21 protein-coding genes are annotated in these 18,981 nt (G+C 72.9%); 12 read left to right on the forward strand and 9 right to left on the reverse strand.

What is annotated here, in order from left to right; genetic code table 11:
* The first annotated feature begins 36 nt into the window (after nucleotides 1-36).
* Nucleotides 37-1,188: a YihY/virulence factor BrkB family protein gene (locus KV381_RS30035; protein WP_030083859.1), complete on the forward strand. Its 1,152-nt coding sequence runs from the start codon at nucleotides 37-39 to the stop codon at nucleotides 1,186-1,188.
* A 9-nt stretch (nucleotides 1,189-1,197) separates the two neighbouring features.
* On the forward strand, nucleotides 1,198-1,992 hold the full coding sequence (locus KV381_RS30040; RefSeq protein WP_030083861.1) for a DUF6597 domain-containing transcriptional factor: 795 nt from the start codon (nucleotides 1,198-1,200) through the stop codon (nucleotides 1,990-1,992).
* On the opposite strand, the gene KV381_RS30045 is transcribed toward KV381_RS30040, so the two are convergent.
* The 4 genes from KV381_RS30045 to KV381_RS30060 form a co-directional block, all read right to left on the reverse strand.
* The gene (locus KV381_RS30045; protein WP_098024902.1) at nucleotides 1,926-2,327 is read right to left on the reverse strand and encodes a VOC family protein; all 402 of its coding nucleotides are present in this window, start codon (nucleotides 2,325-2,327) and stop codon (nucleotides 1,926-1,928) included. The two genes, KV381_RS30040 and KV381_RS30045, sit on opposite strands and share 67 nt — an antisense overlap.
* A 65-nt stretch (nucleotides 2,328-2,392) precedes the next feature.
* Complete coding sequence (locus KV381_RS30050) at nucleotides 2,393-3,943, reverse strand: 3-hydroxyacyl-CoA dehydrogenase (protein WP_218786759.1); 1,551 nt, start codon at nucleotides 3,941-3,943, stop codon at nucleotides 2,393-2,395.
* Between the two features lie 52 nt (nucleotides 3,944-3,995).
* Nucleotides 3,996-4,799 carry a CoA-transferase subunit beta gene (locus KV381_RS30055; RefSeq protein WP_218786760.1) on the reverse strand — a complete coding sequence of 268 codons (804 nt, stop codon included), beginning with the start codon at nucleotides 4,797-4,799 and terminating at the stop codon, nucleotides 3,996-3,998.
* Nucleotides 4,796-5,740 carry a CoA transferase subunit A gene (locus KV381_RS30060; RefSeq protein ID WP_208635496.1) on the reverse strand — a complete coding sequence of 315 codons (945 nt, stop codon included), beginning with the start codon at nucleotides 5,738-5,740 and terminating at the stop codon, nucleotides 4,796-4,798. The genes KV381_RS30055 and KV381_RS30060 overlap by 4 nt, the downstream gene beginning before the upstream one ends.
* A 138-nt stretch (nucleotides 5,741-5,878) precedes the next feature.
* Here KV381_RS30060 and KV381_RS30065 point away from each other — a divergent pair, with 138 nt between their 5' ends.
* Nucleotides 5,879-6,919, forward strand: a complete 1,041-nt coding sequence (locus KV381_RS30065; protein ID WP_256995179.1) for a LysR substrate-binding domain-containing protein — start codon at nucleotides 5,879-5,881, stop codon at nucleotides 6,917-6,919.
* Between the two features lie 15 nt (nucleotides 6,920-6,934).
* On the forward strand, nucleotides 6,935-8,155 hold the full coding sequence (locus KV381_RS30070) for an acetyl-CoA C-acetyltransferase (protein WP_086779790.1): 1,221 nt from the start codon (nucleotides 6,935-6,937) through the stop codon (nucleotides 8,153-8,155).
* Nucleotides 8,156-8,177: 22 nt separating this feature from the next.
* Here KV381_RS30070 and KV381_RS30075 read toward each other — a convergent pair whose 3' ends face one another.
* Together KV381_RS30075 and KV381_RS36970 are read right to left on the reverse strand one after the other, a co-directional pair.
* A complete protein-coding gene (locus KV381_RS30075; protein ID WP_256995180.1) occupies nucleotides 8,178-9,374 on the reverse strand; it encodes a monooxygenase in 1,197 nt (398 codons plus the stop codon).
* Nucleotides 9,375-9,461: 87 nt separating this feature from the next.
* Nucleotides 9,462-10,169 carry a chaplin gene (locus KV381_RS36970; RefSeq protein WP_218786761.1) on the reverse strand — a complete coding sequence of 236 codons (708 nt, stop codon included), beginning with the start codon at nucleotides 10,167-10,169 and terminating at the stop codon, nucleotides 9,462-9,464.
* A 539-nt stretch (nucleotides 10,170-10,708) separates the two neighbouring features.
* On the opposite strand from KV381_RS36970, the gene KV381_RS30085 reads away from it, so the two are divergent.
* From KV381_RS30085 to KV381_RS30110, 6 genes are all read left to right on the forward strand, one after another.
* Nucleotides 10,709-11,110, forward strand: a complete 402-nt coding sequence (locus KV381_RS30085; protein ID WP_030625336.1) for a rodlin — start codon at nucleotides 10,709-10,711, stop codon at nucleotides 11,108-11,110.
* Nucleotides 11,111-11,350: 240 nt separating this feature from the next.
* Nucleotides 11,351-11,584, forward strand: coding sequence for a chaplin (locus KV381_RS30090; protein ID WP_030083882.1), 234 nt, complete (start codon nucleotides 11,351-11,353; stop codon nucleotides 11,582-11,584).
* Nucleotides 11,585-11,809: 225 nt separating this feature from the next.
* Nucleotides 11,810-12,100, forward strand: coding sequence for a hypothetical protein (locus tag KV381_RS30095; RefSeq protein ID WP_218786762.1), 291 nt, complete (start codon nucleotides 11,810-11,812; stop codon nucleotides 12,098-12,100).
* Nucleotides 12,101-12,301: 201 nt separating this feature from the next.
* The gene (locus tag KV381_RS30100; protein WP_030625334.1) at nucleotides 12,302-12,712 is read left to right on the forward strand and encodes a rodlin; all 411 of its coding nucleotides are present in this window, start codon (nucleotides 12,302-12,304) and stop codon (nucleotides 12,710-12,712) included.
* 207 nt (nucleotides 12,713-12,919) lie between these two features.
* The gene (locus KV381_RS30105) at nucleotides 12,920-13,120 is read left to right on the forward strand and encodes a hypothetical protein (protein WP_098024896.1); all 201 of its coding nucleotides are present in this window, start codon (nucleotides 12,920-12,922) and stop codon (nucleotides 13,118-13,120) included.
* A gap of 119 nt (nucleotides 13,121-13,239) precedes the next feature.
* Nucleotides 13,240-13,647 carry a rodlin gene (locus tag KV381_RS30110; RefSeq protein WP_030083890.1) on the forward strand — a complete coding sequence of 136 codons (408 nt, stop codon included), beginning with the start codon at nucleotides 13,240-13,242 and terminating at the stop codon, nucleotides 13,645-13,647.
* Between the two features lie 157 nt (nucleotides 13,648-13,804).
* Here KV381_RS30110 and KV381_RS30115 read toward each other — a convergent pair whose 3' ends face one another.
* Nucleotides 13,805-14,305: a DUF5949 family protein gene (locus KV381_RS30115; RefSeq protein ID WP_030083893.1), complete on the reverse strand. Its 501-nt coding sequence runs from the start codon at nucleotides 14,303-14,305 to the stop codon at nucleotides 13,805-13,807.
* A 402-nt stretch (nucleotides 14,306-14,707) separates the two neighbouring features.
* Here KV381_RS30115 and rsgA point away from each other — a divergent pair, with 402 nt between their 5' ends.
* The gene (gene rsgA / locus KV381_RS30120) at nucleotides 14,708-15,871 is read left to right on the forward strand and encodes a ribosome small subunit-dependent GTPase A (protein WP_218786763.1); all 1,164 of its coding nucleotides are present in this window, start codon (nucleotides 14,708-14,710) and stop codon (nucleotides 15,869-15,871) included.
* Between the two features lie 73 nt (nucleotides 15,872-15,944).
* On the forward strand, nucleotides 15,945-17,327 hold the full coding sequence (locus KV381_RS30125; RefSeq protein WP_306438623.1) for a DNA-3-methyladenine glycosylase 2 family protein: 1,383 nt from the start codon (nucleotides 15,945-15,947) through the stop codon (nucleotides 17,325-17,327).
* Between the two features lie 34 nt (nucleotides 17,328-17,361).
* On the opposite strand, the gene KV381_RS30130 is transcribed toward KV381_RS30125, so the two are convergent.
* Both KV381_RS30130 and KV381_RS30135 read right to left on the reverse strand, forming a co-directional pair.
* Complete coding sequence (locus tag KV381_RS30130; RefSeq protein ID WP_030083899.1) at nucleotides 17,362-17,844, reverse strand: DUF456 domain-containing protein; 483 nt, start codon at nucleotides 17,842-17,844, stop codon at nucleotides 17,362-17,364.
* Between the two features lie 94 nt (nucleotides 17,845-17,938).
* A complete protein-coding gene (locus KV381_RS30135) occupies nucleotides 17,939-18,931 on the reverse strand; it encodes a LuxR family transcriptional regulator (protein ID WP_030625326.1) in 993 nt (330 codons plus the stop codon).
* Nucleotides 18,932-18,981: the final 50 nt, after the last annotated feature.

The raw sequence follows: 18,981 nt of genomic DNA on the forward strand, positions 1-18,981 counted from the left end.
CCCGAGCGGCCACCGGGCCGGCTCCACCGGGCGCGAGTGCTCTACCGCAACGTCTCCAAGAGGCGGATGGCGTGGCACTTGCTCAAGGACACCGTCAACTCGTGCATCGAGTACCGCATTCTGGGGCTCGCGGCCGAGGCGGCGTTCTTCACCCTGCTCTCGTTGCCCCCGCTGCTGCTCGGCCTGATCGGACTGCTCGGTTACGTCGACGAGTGGACGACCACGACCACGGTCGCCTCCATCGAGCGCAACATCCTCTCCGCCGCACAGACCGTGCTGTCCGAACGCGGGGTCAACGACTTCGCCAAACCGCTGCTCGCCGACGTCACGACCGGGGCCCGCCCCGACGTCATCTCCATCGGCTTCGCCATCGCCCTGTGGTCGGGCTCCCGCGCGGTGAACGTCTTCATCGACACCATCACCGTCATGTACGGACTCGACGGCCACCGCGGCATCGTCAAGACCCGGCTGCTGGCCTTCCTGCTGTACGTCGTCGCCCTGCTGCTCGGCGCCGTGGTGCTGCCGCTGCTGGTCGTCGGCCCGGACCGGGTGGTCGAGTTCGTGCCCTGGGGCACCGAGGTCATAGCCGTCCTGTACTGGCCGCTGGTGATGCTGCTGACCGTCGCGTTCCTCACGACGCTCTACCACGTGTCCGTGCCGGTGCGTTCCCCCTGGATCGAGGATGTGCCCGGGGCGCTGGTGGCGCTCGGCATGTGGGTCCTCGGCAGCTTCCTGCTGCGTATCTATCTGACCAACACGGTCGAAGGCCCGACCATCTACGGCTCGTTGGCCGCGCCCATCGCCGTCCTGCTGTGGATCGGCATCTCCGCCTTCGCGGTCCTGGTCGGCGCCGCGGTCAACGCGGCCATCGACCGGGTGTGGCCCTCGCTCGCCACGGCCGCCGCCCGCGAGGCCACCGAGCGCGTCCGGGCCGCGCAGGCCGCCGAGTTCGTCGCCCGGACCCGCTCAACCGGTTACGAGGCCTTGGACGAGGACGACGATGACGACGACGAGGACGACGGCCCGGCGTACATGCCCTCCGAGTTCCCCGAACGCTGGTCCCGCTTCCTGCCGCCCGACGACGTGAAGTCCCGGCTGCACGCGACCTGGGAGAAGGAACCCAAGGACCCGCAGGAGCCCAGGGAACCCACGCACGCCAGGGAAGCCGAGGAGCCGCCCTCGCGTTAGCGTGGAGGCATGGCCCGGGAAGAGCAGCGCGACCAGGAGCACCCGCGCTACCGGGAGCGGCCCTCCCGGCTGGACGGGGCCGTCGTCTGGACGCTCGACGTTCCGCCCGGCCCGCGACAGACCGCCCGGCCCGTCCTGCCCGACGGCTGCATGGACCTGATCTGGACCGCCGGACGTCTCGTCGTCGCCGGGCCCGACACCCACGCCTTCCAGGTCGACCCCCGCGACCGCGGCTCCTGCGCCGCGATCCGGTTCGGGCCCGGCACCGCCCCCGTCCTGCTCGGCGTACCGGCGTACGAACTGCGCGACCACCGGGTCGAACTCGCCGACCTCTGGCCCCGCACCACCGTCCGGGAACTCACCGGTCGGATCGACCGGGCCGCCGACCCCGTCACCGCCCTGGAGGAGTTCGCCCTGGGCCGGGCCGCCGACACGGGCCCCCCGGACCCGCTCACGGCGGCCGTCGCCGACCGGCTGCGGCGCGGCCGCTCCGTGGCGTCGACGGCCGCCGAGACCGGCCTCGGCCCCCGCCAGCTGCACCGCCGCTCACTCGCCGCCTTCGGCTACGGCCCCAAGACGCTGGCCCGGATCCTCCGGCTCCAACGCGCCCTTGCCCTGATCCGCACCGGCCTGCCCTACGCCGAGGCCGCGTACCGGGCGGGCTGCACCGACCAGGCGCACCTGGCCCGCGAGATGCGCGACCTGGCCGGCACGACCCTCGGGGCCCACTTCGGGCGCTACGAGGCGTCGGCCGCGGCGAACAGCGAGACCCCGCAGCCGTCCGGGTCCAGCACGACCGCGTAGCGCTGCCCCCACACCGCGTCCCACGGCTTCAGATGCCCGGTGTACCCGGCCCCGGTCAGCTCCGCGTACACCGCGTCCACCTCCCGCGGGCTGTCGCAGACGAAGGCCAGGGCGACCCGCTCACCGCCGCCCGCCGGGCGCTTCCAGGCGGGATCGAACGAGGCGATGACCTCCTCCGTGTCCCACAGCAGCCGCTGCCCGCCCGGCAGGGTCACCTCGACATGGGGCGCGGACTCCGCCCCGTCGGGGATGTCGAGGCCGAGCCTGCGGTAGAAGGCGAGCGAGGCCGCCAGGTCCGCCGTGACGATACTGATCGCGTCGAGTCGTGGAGTCATGCCCCGACCGTAGGCACGCGGCACCGCGGCCGTCTTGTACGAATCGGTCACCCGAACCGGCGGGTTCACCCCAGGCAGTCCTCCGGCGAGGTCCCCGGATCGGTCAGCGCGAGGCCCAGGGCCGCCCGCTCGGTGATCCACCGCGTCGGTCGGTGGCGCGGGTCGCCCGTCGTCGCGTGCAGCGACCGCTGGAGCCCCAGCACCCTCGCGGCCCCGACCCGCTCGCCCCAGGCCAGCGGACCGGCCGGATAGCCGAGCCCCGTGGTCACCGCCAGATCGATGTCGGCGGGCGCGGCGAGCGAGCGCTCCGCGATCGAGCAGCCGACCGCGACGACCGAGGACAGCAGCCGCTGCGCCACCGTGCCCGCGGTGTCCCGCACCACCGACACCGCGTACGGCTCACCGCCCTCCGCGGCCCGCGCCAGCACCGCCCGCGCGTCCCGGGCGGCCGCCGGATCACCGGCCGCCGTCACCGCGAGGACCCGCCGCCGCCCCGCCGCCGGCAGCACCTCGACGCCGAACGTGCGCTCCCGGGGCAGCCCGCCCGCCGCGACCGCCGCCGACACCGCCGTCCCCCAGACGGGCACCAGCACCACGGCATCCGCCGACGGACCCGCACCCCGCTCCAGCCGGGCCCCCGCCGCCTCCAGCGCACCGGCCAGGGCCTCCTCGTACGCGGCGGTCTCCGGCCGCCCGCCCGGCACCAGGAACACCGGGCGATCCGCGTCCCCGGTGACCGCGCTCTCCGGTGCCGGGCCGGCCGCCCCGTCGCCGTACGCGTACCAGCCCCGGCCCGTCTTACGGCCGTGCAGCCCCGCCACCACCCGGTTCGGGGTCAGGAAGGACGGGCGCAGCCGGTCCTCGTACCGGAAGCCCTGCCAGATCGAGTCGATCACCGCGGCCGTCACATCGAGACCGGTCAGATCCATCAGCTCGAACGGGCCCATCCGCAGCCCCAGCACGTCCCGGCCGATCCGGTCGATCTCCGCCGGGTCCGCCACCGACTCCTCCAGCAGCGCCAGCGCCTCGGTCACCAGCCCCCGCCCGGCGTGGTTCACCAGGAACCCGGGGGTGTCGGCCACCGTCACCGCCCGGTGTCCGCACCCCTCCACCAGCTCGGTGAGCAGCGCCGGGATCTCCGGGCGGGTGGCCGCGCCCGGCACCACCTCCACGATCCGCATCAGCGGCACCGGGTTGAAGAAGTGCAGCCCGGCCAGGCGCGAGGGGTCCTGGAGCGTCGCCGCGATCCGGGTCACCGACAGGGAGGAGGTGTTGGTCGCGAAGACGGCGGAGGCGGGCAGTGCCCGCTCCAGCTTCCCGAACACCTCCGCCTTGGTCTCCAGATCCTCCCGCACGGCCTCGATCACCAGCTCCACCTCCGGACCCGCCGCCCACGGCTCGGCGAGCGGCACCAGCCGGGCCACGGCCCCGTCCCGGTCGGCGGCGGACATCCGGCCCTTGGCCACCGCCCGGTCCAGCATCGAGGCGACGAAGCCCAGAGCCTCCGTCACCGCCTCGGGCCGTACGTCCCCGAGCTCGACGGTGTGTCCGGCGCTCGCCGCCCACTGGGCGATACCGCGGCCCATGGCCCCGGCTCCGACGATCCTGATACGCATGGCGGTGAGAGCCCTTTCGACGGCGGTACCCGCGGTGGAGTACACGGTTTGTTCAACGGAGGTAGACCCGGCCCGGGTCGACATCGTCGCGCAGGAGCAGCAGCTCCGCAGGGGTGGGCGGGTCCGTCGTCGCGACCGTGCCGGCCACCTCCAGCTCCCAGCCGGTCGCGGCCCGGACCTGCTCCACGGTGACCCCGGGGTGCACGGCGACCAGCCGCAGTTCGTCGCCGACGCCCTCCCGGGCGAGGACGCCCAGCTCGGTGACGACCCGGGTGACGCCGACGCCCAGCGGACGGATCCCGTCCGCCAGCGCCCGTTCCGGACCCGGCGTGGTGCAGAAGTCCAGTTCAGCGGCGAAGGAACGCGGCGTGTGGCGGCGCATCACCACGAACACCTCCCGGGCGTTCGCCATCACCTCGACCGCGCCCCCGGAACCCGGCAGCCGCACCGACGGGCGGTCCCAGTCCCCGATGACCGAGGTGTTGAGGCTGCCCCACCGGTCGATCTGCGCGGCCCCCAGGAAGCCCACGTCGATGTGCCCGCCCTGGAGGACCGAGCCGAACAGCGTCGGCATGGACACCACCGCCTCGGCGCCCGTGATCAGGACGGCGTCCGCGATGGTCTCCGGCAGATGGGAGGGGTGCGCGCCGCAGACCCCGGACTCGTACACCACCTCGATGTCCGGCGCGATCGTCAGCCGCGCCAGCTCGGCCGCCAGCGTCGGCAGCCCGATGCCCGCGAACACCGTGCGGCGCCCGGCCAGTTCACGCGAGGCGACGACGGACAGCAGCTCCGAGGAGGTGACGGACCGCGTGGGCTCCGTGGACTCGGTGGTCTCCGCCGGCCGGCCGCTCACAGCCGCCGCCCGTAGTCCACCGGCTCGCTCAGGGCCTCACCGACCGCGAGCCCCGCCCAGAACTCCTCGCCCAGCTTCGCCACGTACGCCGCGTGGTCGGCCGTTCCGTACACCCATTCCTCCAGCCACTCCCGCAGCCGCACCGGGTCCGCGCTGATCGCGGACCAGGACCGGTAGAAGGCGTTGTCCCGGTCGTAGTAGCCCTGTGCGAACGAGGGGTGCGCCCCGCGCGGGCAGACCACCACCGCGTCGACCGCGTGCGCCGGGATCAGCGTGCGGTTCGGGTCCGAGCGGATCACCTCGTCCGCGACCAGCTCCTCCACCACCACGACCGCCCGCTCCGCCGCGAACACCGCCTCGGCCTGTACCCCGGTCAGCCCCCAGATCTGGGTGTTGCCCCGGCGGTCGGCGCGCTGCGCATGGACGAACGTCACGTCCGGGTTGACCGGCGGCACCACGTAGATCTGCTCCGGCTCGCGCCCGTCCGGCCCGGGATAGGGCGATGTCACCTTGCGGATGCCCGGGTTCACCGAGGGCAGGTCGCTGCCGCCGTACGAGCGCAGCGGATGGAACGGCAGCCGCTGCGCACCGGCGAGATACCGGCACACCATTCCGTAGTGGCTGTACTCCTCGAACGCCAGCGGCTCCGGGTCGGCCCGCTCGATCCGCCGCCGCAGCTCACCGAGCGAACCGGCGGAGGAGTTGCCCACGAAGGAGGAGACCAGCCGCGCCACACACCCGGCTGCCAGCATCTGGTCCACCACGATGTCCGCCGTCATCCGCACGACGGTGAGCCCGCGCCGCCCCTGCCGGATGATCTCGTGGCCCGCGGCGGTCGGGATGAGATGGGTGAACCCTTCCAGGCTCACGGTCTCCCCGTCGTGCACGAAGCGCGCGACGGCCTCCCGCATCGACACGACCTTGCCGGCCGTCCGTTCCACAGCGCTCCCCGGCGTCGGTGTACAGGTCGCACCACCGTGCCAGGGGCCATTGATCGGTGTCCAATACCGAATTAGGCTCGCATTGAGAGGCATCAGGTCTCATTCGGGCCTCGGAGGACCGGGAGGGGAGGCAGACATATGGAACTGCGCCACCTGAAGGCCTTCCTCGCCGTGGCCGAGGAACTGCACTTCGGCCGGGCCGCCAAACGCCTCCAGATGGCACAGCCGCCCCTGAGCCAGCAGATCCGGCAGCTGGAGAAGGAGCTGGGCGTCCAGCTCTTCCGCCGCAACACCCGCTCCGTCCGGCTCACCGGCGCGGGGGAGACCTTCCTCGATCCCGTACGGACCGTCCTCGACGACCTCGACACCGCCGTCCGGGCCGCCCGCTCGGCGGGCCGGGGCGAGTACGGCCGGGTGACCATCGGCTTCGCCGGCGCCTCCAGCCACGAGACGCTGCCCCGTCTCACCCGCGCCGTGCGCGCCGCACACCCCGGGCTCGAACTGGTCATGACCGGCCAGACGTACGCCAACGTCGCGCTGTCCCGGGTCGCCGACGGCTCGCTCGACCTCGGCTTCGTCCGGCTGCCGGTGACCCGGCCCGGAGTGGCCCACCGGGTGATCGACGAGGAGGAGCTGCTGTGCGCCCTGCCCTTCGACCACCCGCTCGCCCGGCACGCGGCGGTGCCGCTCGCCGAGCTGGCGGACGAGCCGTTCGTCTCCTTCCCCGCCAACACCGGCTCCACCGTGCGCGACGCCATGACCGAGGCCTGCGAGAGCGCCGGGTTCACCCCGCGCGTCGTCCAGGAGGCCCCCGACTCGTACACGATCATGGCGCTCGTCGCCGCCGGGGTCGGCGTCACCCTCACGGTCACCTCCGTACGCCACATCCAGCAGAGCGGACTCATCTACCGGCCCCTCGCCGGACCGCCCATCCGCCGCCAGGCGGCCCTGGCCTGGCGTGCCGACAACCCCTCCGCCGCCCTGCACGCCGTGCTCGCCGTCGCCCGGGACGCCCTGCCGACCCCCGTACGCGGACCACGCGGCGAACCGATTGAGACGCCGGGCCTCTCGATGGCGGACACATCCGGTATTGGACCGGCTCAGTCACCGGATGCGAAGGTCGCCTCAGCACCCGCCGCTCCGCGCACCCCGCCACCCGCGTCCCGCCCGTCGCCCTGAAGGAAAGGCCCCGCCGTGCCGCTCGACGTCGTCATCTGCGAACCCCTGCGCACCCCCATCGGCCGGTTCGGCGGGGCCTTCGCCCAGCAGACCCCGGCCGCGCTGGCCGCACGCGTCATCGCGGAGATCGTCACCCGCACCGGCATCGACCCCGACCGGGTCGACGAGGTGATCCTCGGCCACGCCTACCCGACCAGCGAGGCCCCCGCCATCGGCCGGGTCGCCGCCCTGGACGCCGGACTGCCCACCACGGTCACCGGCACCCAGATCGACCGCCGCTGCGGCTCCGGGCTCCAGGCGGTGCTGGACGCGGCGATGCAGATCCGGGCCGGGTTTAGCGAGGTCGTGATCGCGGGCGGCGTCGACGTGATGAGCGCCGCCCCCTACTACACCCACGACGGACGCTGGGGCATCAAGGGCCCCGGCCTCCAGCTCCACGACGCCCTCGCCCGGGGCCGCGTCACCGCCGGAGGCGTCAACCACCCGGTCCCCGGCGGCATGATCGAGACGGCGGAGAACCTGCGCCGGGAGTACGGCATCGGCCGCGCCGACCAGGACGCCCTGGCCCTGCGTTCCCAGCAGCGGGCCGCCCGCGCCGTCGCCGAGGGCCGCTACGACGCGGAGACCGTCCCCGTCACCGTACGCACCCGCAGGGGTGAGACGACCGTCACCGCCGACGAACACCCCCGTCCCGACACCACCGCCGAACAACTCGCCGCCCTCCGGCCGGTGATGGCGAAGTCCGACCCGGACGCCACCGTCACCGCGGGCAACGCCAGCGGCCAGAACGACGCGGCCGCCGCCTGCCTGGTCACCAGCGCCGAAACCGCCGAACGCCTCGGCCTCACCCCGCTCGTCCGGCTCGTCTCCTTCGCCCGCGCCGGGGTGCCCGCCGCGACGATGGGCATCGCCCCCGTCGCCGCCACCCGCACCGCCCTAGGCCGGGCCGGACTCACCCTCGCCGACCTGGACCTGATCGAGCTGAACGAGGCGTTCGCCGCCCAGGTGCTGGCCTGCACAAGGGAGTTGGGCCTCGGCGAGAAGGACCACGAGCAGCGCGTCAACGTCAACGGCTCGGGCATCTCGCTGGGCCACCCGGTCGGCGCCACCGGAGCCCGCATCCTCGCCACCCTCGCCCGCGAACTCCACCGCCGCCAGGCGCGGTACGGCCTGGAGACGATGTGCATCGGCGGCGGCCAGGGCCTCGCCGCGGTCTTCGAACGCATCGCGGACTGAGGGCAGTCGGGCCGCCGCCGCCTCACGGGACGACGGCGGTCTCCTCGTAGAAGTAGTGCCGCGCCCCGGCCAGTACCCCGCGGAACCAGACGTCCACCTCGTTCTGCCCCATCGCCGGCCAGTCCGGGGTCTCCTCGACCAGAGCGCGCCCCATCCGCCGGCCCAGCTCCACGAAGTGCGCGCCCGCCGCCGTGCGTTCGTCCGCGTACCGCTCCAGCGCCGCGGCGAGGTCCGGCCCTTCCCGGAGCACCCGCTCCAGACACAGGGCGTCCTGGAGGGCCTTGACCGCGCCGGTGGCGGTGTGCGGCCTGGTCACCCCGGCCGCGTCCCCGGCCAGCAGCAGCGGTGAGCGGGCGACCCGGGGCGCCTGCACATCGGCGACCGGGTGGCAGACCGCCGCCCGCCGCCCGCCCCGCGCGACGATCTCCGCCCACGCGGCGGGGAAGTGCTCCCGCGCCAGCTCGTGCACGTACGGCCCCGGCTCGGCCCCCTCGGGAGGGCGGCCGTAAATGGCGTACGCCAGCAGCCGGTTGCCCGCACCACCGCTTCCGTCACCGTCCTGCGGGCCGCCCGGGATCAGATAGAAGATGCCGTGCCCGCCGGGGTACCCCAGGGTCACCCACGCGCCGCGCAGCAGCTCCAGCTCCCGGGGGTGCCCGGCCAGCGCGTCGAGCGGGATCGCACCGCGCCAGACCAGATACGGGGCGGGCCGCGGCCGCAGCCCCGGGGCGAGGAGCTGCCGGGTGGCGGAGGCGTGCCCGTCGGCGCCCACGACCATGTCGTACGTTTCCCCGCCCCCCGCGGTGGTGATCACCGCCCCGCCGGATCCGCCCGCACCGACCGAGACCACCGGCAGCCCCCGGAGGTAGCGCGCGCTTCCGGCGCTCGCGCGCAACGACCGCCACAGGAGGCCCCAGTTGCACGGGGTCACGGGGGAGGGCTGCCGGGCGAGCTCCCGCGCCGACCGGCCACCGGGCTCCCGGGTCAGCCAGACCCGCGTGCCCACCGGGGCCGTCGGCATCGCCGCGTCCAGATACCCGGATCCGACCAGCTCCGCGTGGAGCGGCGGCGGGATCACGATGCCGAACCCCCGGTCCTGCAGCTCGGCTTCGCTCCGCTCGTACACGGTGACCTCCGCCCCGGCCCGCCGGCCCGCGACGGCCGCCGCGCACCCCGCGATACTGCCGCCGACCACCCCGATACGTAACGCGGTCGCCACGTTCCCGGCCCTTCCCGTCGTCCACAGAAGGTCCGGCCGGACAGTCCCCGCTGTCCGGCCGGACCTCGTTCTTCCGCGGGAGCTCCGTCAGTCCCGCGCGTTGCGCGTACGACGCATCAGCACCGCACCGCCGAGCAGCAGCGCGGCGCTCGCGCCGGCCGCCAGGCCGAGGTCGGCGGCACCGGTGTCGGCCAGGTGCGCGCCCGGGGTGTTGGCCCCGGGGGTGTTGGCCCCGGGGGTGTTGGACCCGGGCGTGTCCGAGCCGGGGGTGTCGGTACCGGGGGTGTCGGTCGGCGGCTGGTCCACGGGCGGCTCGTCGACCGGGGGCTCGTCGACCGGCGGCTGGTCCACGGGCGGCTCGTCGACCGGCGGTTCGTCCACGGGCGGCTCGTCCACCGGGGGTTCATCGACGGGCGGCTCGTCGACCGGCGGCTCGTCGACCGGCGGCTCGTCCACCGGGGGTTCATCGACCGGCGGCTCGTCCACGGGCGGCTCGTCGACCGGCGGCTCGTCCACCGGGGGCTTGACCGGCGGGTGTTCGTGCTTCGGGCCGTCGGCGTTCACGCACTTGTTGCCGAAGGCCGGGTTCAGCAGAGCGATGACGTTGACGGTGTTGCCGCACACATTGACCGGGACGTGCACCGGCACCTGCACGGCGTTGCCCGAACCGACCCCCGGCGAACCGACGGCCGCGCCCTCGGCCGACGCGTCGGCGTGCGCGGTGCCGCCCACCGCTGCCAGGAGGCCCGAGGCGGCCGCCATGACGATAATGCTTTTGTTCAAGACCTGTCGCATTACTTGCCCTTCCTTAGGACATTCGCGAGGACATCGCGTGGGTGCTTCGCGCGCGGACGGGCAGCCATCGGGCGGAGCCGCTGCACAGCCGGATCGCGTGGGAAGCCATGGTGAAAGTGATGAAGACGTGCGCGCTGGACGATTGCCATAACGATGCGGGTGCGTACGGGAAACTTGGAATTGCGTGGAAATTGTGTAATCACCCGAACGGGTGGTGTCTCTCGATCCCGCGCATCCCGGTGCGCAGCGCGAGAAAAACGATTCGCCCTCAACTGGGCCGCAGTCCGACGGTGTTGACCCCGGGGAAATGCTCACCCCGGATGCGGAGCGGCGTCACGGCCGTCGATCCTCGCCCACCCGTTCGGGCGAAAGGTTTCGGGACGGGCGTGCGCAATTTCTTCACGAACGGACGGCCGTACGAACAGAGGTGGGGGGCTGCCCTCTGTCCGGCATTCGGGTGAATGGGCGGAACCAAACGCCGGGTCGCGAGTTGACCAGGGGGCTCCGCCGCGGGGCAATCGGTACGAGAAGGGTTCATCGTGATCAAGAAGGTTCTGGCTACGGGCGCTGTCGCCGCCTCCATCCTCGGTCTCGGCGCGACGCAGGCCATGGCGATCGGCAACGACGGAGGCACGACCTCGGTCAACGGCAACGGCGCCTCGCAGTCCTTCGGCAACGCCGAGACCCACGGCGACTGGAGCCCGCAGTTCGGCCTGGTCCAGGGCTCGCTCAACAAGCCCTGCGTCGGTCTGCCGCTGAAGGCCAACGCCGGTTCGCTCGTCGGCCTCGTGCCGATCTCGGTCCAGGACGTCAACGTCCTGTCCTCGCCGCAGAACCAGCAGTGCACCGAGAACTCCACCCAGGCCAAGGGTGACGAGGCTCTGTCGCACATCCTGGACGACATCCCGATCCTGTCGGGCAACGGCGCCAACAACGGCTGATACGGCTGAAATACCCGGGCCCGGGCCCTCGGAGTTCCTCCACCGAGCGGCTCGGGCCCGCTGCTGTACCGGGCATTGCGGCATTCGGGCGGTTCTCCGGAAAACCGCTCCCGGAAGAGTTTCGATCGCGAACCTCCGTCGTTACGAATAGCAGCGCCGGAGTCACGAGCGATCAGGACCCGGCTCGGGCGGCACGAATGTCGTGACCGCACCGGACTCCGCCGAGGAAAGGGAAGAAAAGTGAAGTACACCAAGATTGCCGCCGTCGCCGCCGGAACGCTCATGGCGATGGGTGCCGCCGCGCCGGCCATGGCCGACTCGGGCGCCGAGGCCATTGCCGCGCACTCCCCGGGCGTGCTGTCGGGCAACATCCTCCAGGCCCCGATCCACATTCCGGTGAACGTCTGCGGCAACACCGTCAACGTGATCGGTGCGCTGAACCCGGCGTTCGGCAACACCTGCATCAACAAGTGAACCTCTGACCGGCCGGGCCGCGCGCTCGTGAGCCGGTGGGCCCCGGACGGCATTCGCCGCCCGGGGCCCTTCTCGTGCACCGCCGGAGAAACTCGCCGCCCCGCAGTTTCCAGAAAGCGACCTGATCGTTATTCAAGGAGAAAGCGGCAGAAGTCACAGGTAAAGAAGGCTTGTGTGCGGCACGGGAACGTGACCGAAACAGATGCCGCGCAGAAGGGATTCCCAGTGAAGTACGCGAAGACCGCCGCGCTCGTTGCCGGTTCCGTGGCCGCCCTCGGAGCGGCTGCTCCCGCCTTCGCCGCTACTGACGTCACGGCCCCCAACTTCAGCCTCGACCGTGGTCTCAACCAGGTCATGGCCAGCGCCCCGCAGGTCGTGGAACCGCTGGTCGAGACCGTCGGCGACACCACCGAGACGGTCTCGAAGGACGGCACGGTCGGCAAGCTGGCGGGCGAGGCCACCGGTGTGGCCGGAGGCGCGGCCCCGCTGCTCGGCGGAGTGCCCCTCGGCGGCTGACCGTCCAGGACGGCGGCTCCACCGGCTTTCGCCGGTCCCCTTCCTCCGGTGCCGTTCTCCCTTCTCGTGGACACCCGAAATCGTGGACACCCGGAAGGAAAAGCACCGTTCGAGTGAATGGGCATAACCAGACCCCGCCGGAACGAGTTGATCAGATCGCTCCGGACAGGCGGGCACACGTTTCATCCAGAAGGGCTTTTCATGATCAAGAAGATTATGGCCTCGGCAGCCGTCGCTGCCTCGGTCGTCGGTGCCTCCGCTGCGGCCGCCCCCTCCGCCATGGCCATCGGCAACGACAGCGGCACCACGTCGATCAACGGCAACGGCGCCTCGCAGGCCTACGGCAACTCCGCCACCCACGGCGACTGGAGCCCGCAGTTCGCGCTCATCCAGGGCTCGCTGAACAAGCCCTGCATCGGCCTGCCCGCCAAGGCGAACCTCGGCTCCCTCGTCGGCGTCGTGCCGATCGCGGTCCAGGACATCAACGTCCTGTCCTCCCCGCAGAACCAGCAGTGCACCGAGAACTCCACCCAGGCCAAGGGTGACGAGGCTCTGTCGCACATCCTGGACAACATCCCGATCCTCTCGGGCAACGGCGTCGCCAACAACTGACGCCACCCGGCACGACCCCGGGGCCAGCTCTTCCGTACGGCGACCGTTCTTCGCCGGACCGGACGGGCTGGCCCTTCGGCGTGTACGGACGCGTCCCGCGCGAAGACGAGCGGGTGTGAGCGGTGGGCGAGCGGAGGGCGGCGGGCGGTTGGGCCGGATGCCGTAGCACCTGCTGACGGTCCGACCGTGCCCGGGTAGTGCATCCCCATGGATCCGTACGGCAGTCAGCCCCCGCAGCGCAGAGAGCAGCAGCCCGCACCGAGCGGCACGCCGATCTACGACCGGCTCGTCGCCGAGTGGCGGGCCTCCGGACACGACCCCCTGCCGGAGACCCCCCGGCAGCCGGCCGCCCCCCGCACCGGCTTCGTCCCGGCGGCGCGCTCCTCGGACGAGGCCGCCGGGACGTGAACGACGGCGTCGACCTTGCGCCGGATCAAACCCATTTGAGTGGTACTGCGCAACCGATCACGGTCCGCGTCGGTTGATCAGTGCGTTCCACAACGGGACGTTCCGAAAGGTGAAGCTTGATGAAGAAGATGATGGCCGGCGCGGCAGTGGCTGTGTCCCTGCTCGGTCTGTCCGCAGCCGCGGCTCCCACGGCCATGGCGATCGGCAACGACGGTGGCACCACCACGGTCAACGGCAACGGCGCCGAGCAGGAGTTCGGCAACGCCGAGACCAAGGGTGACTGGAGCCCGCAGAACCAGCTCGTGCAGGGCACGCTGAACAAGCTCTGCATCGGCCTGCCGGCCAAGGCCAACGTCGGTTCGCTCGTCGGCCTCGTGCCGGTCGCGGTCCAGGACATCAACGTCCTGTCCAACCCGCAGAACCAGCAGTGCGCCGACAACTCCACCCAGGCCAAGGGCGACGAGCCGCTGTCGCACGTCCTGGACGACATCCCGGTCCTCTCGGGCAACGGCGTCGGCAACAACTGACGTACCGAGCACGGGCGGTCCGGAGATCACGCTCCGGGCCGCCCGTCCTCGTTTCCGCGGCACGGCGACACGGTCGCACCGCGGCACGGGCGAGGCCCACCACTCCACGGGGGGTGGTGGGCCTCGTCGTTCGTGCGGAGCGGCGGGGGTGGCGGGCTCAGCCCAGAGAGCGGACCGGGAGCAGGCAGTGGGCGGCCGTGCGGACGACCTCCTCGTCGGCGGCGAAGGCCCGCAGCTGGTCCTCGCTGACCGGCTGCCCGGGAACGGCCTCCGGCCACGGGCTGGTGGCGAACATCCCGTACACCTGGCCCTGTGCCTGAGCGGCGGCCAGCCACTCCGCGGGGGCGGGGTACTGCGCCGTGAGGTGAGGCAGCGTCAGGACGGCCCGGCCCGCCTGGACGAGGAGCTTCGCCTGGATGCCCGGGGACTCGGCCGCGTCCTGGATCGCGCCGCCGACCTGGAGGCCCGCGCGCTCCAGTGCGGCGCGCATGGCCTCGCGGCCGACCACCGGACCGTCCTTTCCGTCGCCCAGCGAGTAGGCGAGGAGGAAGGCGGTGTCCTGGTCGGCGTCGGGCTGCCGGCCGCTCCAGCCGATCAGGATCTGGGTGCCCAACTGGGCCTGTGTGAACGTGACGGTGGAGCCCTGGGGTGTGGTCATGCTCGGCACCCTAACGGCCATGAACCGGGCCTCATGCATGCGTATCACCCGATCGAGGGAGATTGCGGTTATTCCTCGCGCATGTGCCTGTCCGGGCATCCCTCGACCGTGGGCCCGGATAAATCGGTTGACGCTGCTCCGGGGGGCCGGGCTAGGGTGATCACCGTTCCGCCGGAAGCCGGAAGCCGGAAGCCGGAAGCCGGAAGCCGGAAGCCGGAGGAACCAGAGGAATCAGAGGAATCAGAGGAATCAGGAGGTGAGGACATTGATGACTGTCGTTGCGGTGGGCACTGCCCACAACCGGAAGAGCATCGTCCTCATCCCCGTGGCCACCGGCTGACCACTTCTCTCCTTGATCCGCGCCGAGCGCGCGTGCCGGGGCCACCCTGTGAAGGGTCTCCCTTGTCTTTCTCGTTTCCTTCCCTCTCTTCTTCCGCTGTCTCTTCCTCGCACCCGCTGACTCCGTACGGCTGGGACGAGGACTGGGCGGCCGCCTTCTCCCCGTACGCCCGGCAGGGGCTCGTGCCGGGGCGGGTCGTGCGGGTGGATCGCGGTCAGTGCGACGTGATCACCGCCGACGGCACGGTCCGCGCCGACACCGCGTTCGTGGTGCCGCGTGATCCGATGCGGATCGTCTGCACCGGCGACTGGGTGGCGCTCGACGCGGACGGCGACCCGCGCTTCGTCCGTACGCTGCTGCCGCGCCGGACCGCCTTCGTCCGCTCGACCTCGTCGCAGCGGTCCGAGGGGCAGGTGCTCGCCACCAACATCGACCACATCGCCATCTGCGTCTCACTCGCGGTCGAGCTGGACCTCGGGCGGGTCGAGCGGTTCCTCGCGCTCGCCCTGTCCAGTTCGGAGGGCGCCGCGCTGCTGGGCGACGGCTCGGGCGGGGAGCGGCAGCCCCAGCCGATCGTGGTCCTGACCAAGGCCGACCTCGTACCCGACGCGGTCACCCTGTCCCACCTCGTCCAGGACGTCGAGGCCATCGCCCCCGGCGTCCAGGTGCTGCCCGTCAGCTCCACCACCGGCGAAGGGCTCGACGTCTTCGGCGCCATCGTCTCCGGCGGTACGAGCGTGCTGCTCGGCATCTCCGGAGCGGGCAAGTCCACCCTGGCCAACACCCTGCTCGGCATGGACGTGATGGAGGTGCGGGCCGCCCGTGACGTCGACGGCAAGGGCCGGCACACCACCACGACCCGCAACCTCCTGCTCCTGCCGCACGGGGGCGTCCTCATCGACACCCCCGGACTGCGCGGGGTCGGCCTCTTCGACGCCGCGACCGGGGTCGGCGAGGTGTTCTCCGAGATCGAGGAGCTGGCCGAGGAGTGCCGGTTCCACGACTGCGCCCACGAGGCCGAACCGGGGTGCGCGGTCCTCGGCGCCCTGGAGGACGGGACCCTGCCCGAGCGGCGGCTGGAGAGCTACCGCAAGCTGATCCGCGAGAACCAGCGGATCGTCGCCAAGACCGATGCCCGGGTACGCGCCGAGATCCTGCGGGACTGGAAGCGCAAGGGCGCGGAGGGGCGTGCGGCCATGCAGGCCAAGCGCGGCCGGGTCCGGTAGCCGGGGGCGTACGGATTCGACGTCCGAATCCCGCGAGTGCGGCGGCTCCGGCTGCCGCACACTGGACGGTGTGATGGACGAACGGACCAGGTACGAGGCGGTGAGCAGCCGCGACGCACGGTTCGACGGCGCGTTCTTCTTCGCCGTCGTGACCACCGGCATCTACTGCCGGCCGAGCTGCCCCGCCGTCACCCCCAGACGCGCCAACGTGCGCTTCTACCCCACCGCGGCGGCGGCCCAGGCGGGCGGTTTCCGGGCCTGCCGCCGCTGCCGCCCGGACGCCGTGCCCGGCTCCGCCGAGTGGAACGTCCGCGCGGACGTGGTCGGCCGGGCCATGCGGCTGATCGGCGACGGCGTCGTGGACCGCGAAGGCGTACCCGGACTCGCCGGGCGGCTCGGCTACAGCGCCCGGCAGGTCCAGCGCCAGCTCAACGCCGAGCTGGGCGCCGGACCCGTCGCGCTCGCCCGGGCCCAGCGCTCCCACACCGCCCGGGTGCTCCTCCAGACCACCGGGCTGCCGGTCACCGAGATCGCCTTCGCCGCCGGGTTCGCCAGTGTCCGGCAGTTCAACGACACCATCCGGCAGATCTACGCCCGCACCCCGAGCGCCCTGCGCGCCGAGGCCGGCACGGGGCTCGGCGGCGGGCGCCGCGAGGGGCTGCGGGCCGGGATCCCGCTGCGGCTCGCCCATCGGGGCCCGTACGCCACCGGCGCCCTGTTCGACCTGCTGGCCGCCGAGGCGGTCGCGCGGGTGGAGGAGGTGGCGGGACCGCCCGGCCGCCGCACCTACCGGCGCACCCTGCGGCTGCCGTACGGCACCGGGCTCGTCGCGGTCGACGAGGCGTCGCCCGGCGGCCCCTGGCTGGAGGCCCGGGTCCAGCTCACCGACCTGCGCGATCTGACCACCGCCGTCCAGCGGGTCCGCCGGCTGTTCGACCTGGACGCCGATCCGTACGCCGTGGACGAGGCCCTGGCCGCCGACCCCCGGCTCGCCCCGCTGGTCGCCGCCCGCCCCGGGCTGCGCTCGCCGGGCGCGGCCGACCCGGAGGAAGCCGCGCTGCGGACCCTGCTGGGGCGCGCGGCCGCCGCGGAGCTGGTCGAGCGGTACGGGAAGGCGCTGGACGTGCCGTGCGGCGGGCTCACGCATGTGTTCCCGGAGCCGGACGTGCTCGCCGGTTCCGCCGAGGATCCGGCGCTCGCGGGCCTGGCCGCCGCGCTCGCCGACGGCCGGCTGCGGCTGGACGCCGGGGCCGACCGGGACGAGGCGGAACGGACGCTGCTGACGCTGCCCGGGATCGGCCGGCGCACCGCCGCCCTGATCCGGCTGCGGGCGCTCGGCGACCCCGACGTCGACCCGTACGGAACGCCGGGCGCGGAGCGGTGGCGGCCCTGGCGCTCCTACGCCGTCCGCCACCTGGAAACGGCGGGCGCGGCGGAGACGGCGGTCCCGGCCTGACCTTGCCCGGCCCCGGCCGCCGGAGGGGCTCCGGTCAGGACCAGAGCACCGCGCCCAGCCAGGCGCCCGCCACCAGCAGGCAGCAGAACAGCTCCACCAGCACCGCGTAGCCCGTCGCCCGCATCACCGAGCGCACCGACGCCCAGCCCGCGCCGCGACTGCCCAGACGCAGCCGCTCCGCGCCGAAGATGGCCCCCACGTACCCGAGGACGCCGCCCACCACGGGCACCACGAAGAAGCCGACGATCCCCGCCACCCCGCCGATCATCAACGTCCGGCGCGGCGCCCCCGACTCACCCGGGCGGCGCGGCGGCAGCAGCGGTTTGAGGGCCTGGTTCAGCAGCATCAGCGCCGTCGCGCCGATCAGGACGCCCCAGGCCGCCGGTGTCATGTCCGTCAGCGCCCACCACAGCACCGCCGCCCAGACGATCGCCTGCCCCGGCACGCCCGGCACCAGCACCCCGACCAGGCCCAGCAGCATGACCAGGCCCACGGCGACGAGCTGCCAGACACTCATCTGACCAGCCTGCCGGAGAGTGCCCCGCTCCGCCCGTCAGCGCGCCCCGGCGACCTGCGGCCACCTGCGCCGATGCCGCCCCGGGCGGTATGCCTCAGGCCGGCTCGGTACGGGCCACCCAGCCACGCTCGTACGCATGCCAGCCCAGCTGGAGCCGGGTGGAGACCCCGGTCAGCTCCATCAGGCCCTTGACCCGGCGCTGCACGGTCCGCAGCCCCAGATCCAGCTGCTTGGCCACACTGGCGTCCGTCAGCCCCGCCAGCAGCAGCGACAGGATCTCCAGGTCCGTCGGATCCGGCCCCACCCCGTCCTCGCGCACCCCGCCGCCGCCCTCGCCCAGCCGCAGCGGCATCGCCTCCCGCCACACCGCCTCGAAGAGACCCATCAGCGACTCCAGCAGACCGCTGGCGTGCACCACCAGGGCGGCGGGCTCCTCGCCGCGACCGGTCAGCGGGACCATCGCGAGGCTCCCGTCGGCGACCACCAGCTTCGTCGGCACCCGGTCCACCACCCGGCACTGCTCGTCCCGGCTCAGCGCCGCCGACAGCTCCAGGATCCCGAACGGCGTCGACAGCACCTCCCGCTCGACCACCACCCGGTAGCTCACCCCGCGCGAGGTGGCCCGCTCCTCGGACTCGTTCTCCATCCCGGTCACCGCGATCGGCTTGCCCGTCACCAGGGCGCACACCTCGGACACCGCCCCCAGCTGCAGCTGGTGGAAGCGCTGCGCGACGGCGCTCGCCCCCGTCACCACCTCCACCAGATCGTGCACCGCCGGTTCGCTCGCCTCGGCCCGGTACTCCTCGGCGAGCAGCGCGGACGCCAGCTCCGCCTGCTCCAGCTCGTGCCGCTGCTGGATCAGCAGTGCGCCCAGCGCCACTCCGGGCGGCGCCGCCACCCAGCGGCCGGGACGGGCCGAGGACTGGGCGGCCAGACCCTGCTGCTCCAGCCGTCGCAGCACGCGCTCGGCCTCCGCCTCCGACAGCGCCAGCCGGTGTGCGAGATCGGTGAGCTCCGCGGCTCCCGCGGCGACGAGCGCGCGGTACGCGCTCTCCTGCCTCTCGTCGAGACCTATGGCCCCCAGCATTCTCCCGACCTCCCCTGGTGTGGTGATCGCGCATCACGGCGCCCCTGCGG

The organism is Streptomyces sp. WY228, assembly GCF_019287315.1.
GTDB lineage: Bacteria > Actinomycetota > Actinomycetes > Streptomycetales > Streptomycetaceae > Streptomyces > Streptomyces caviscabies.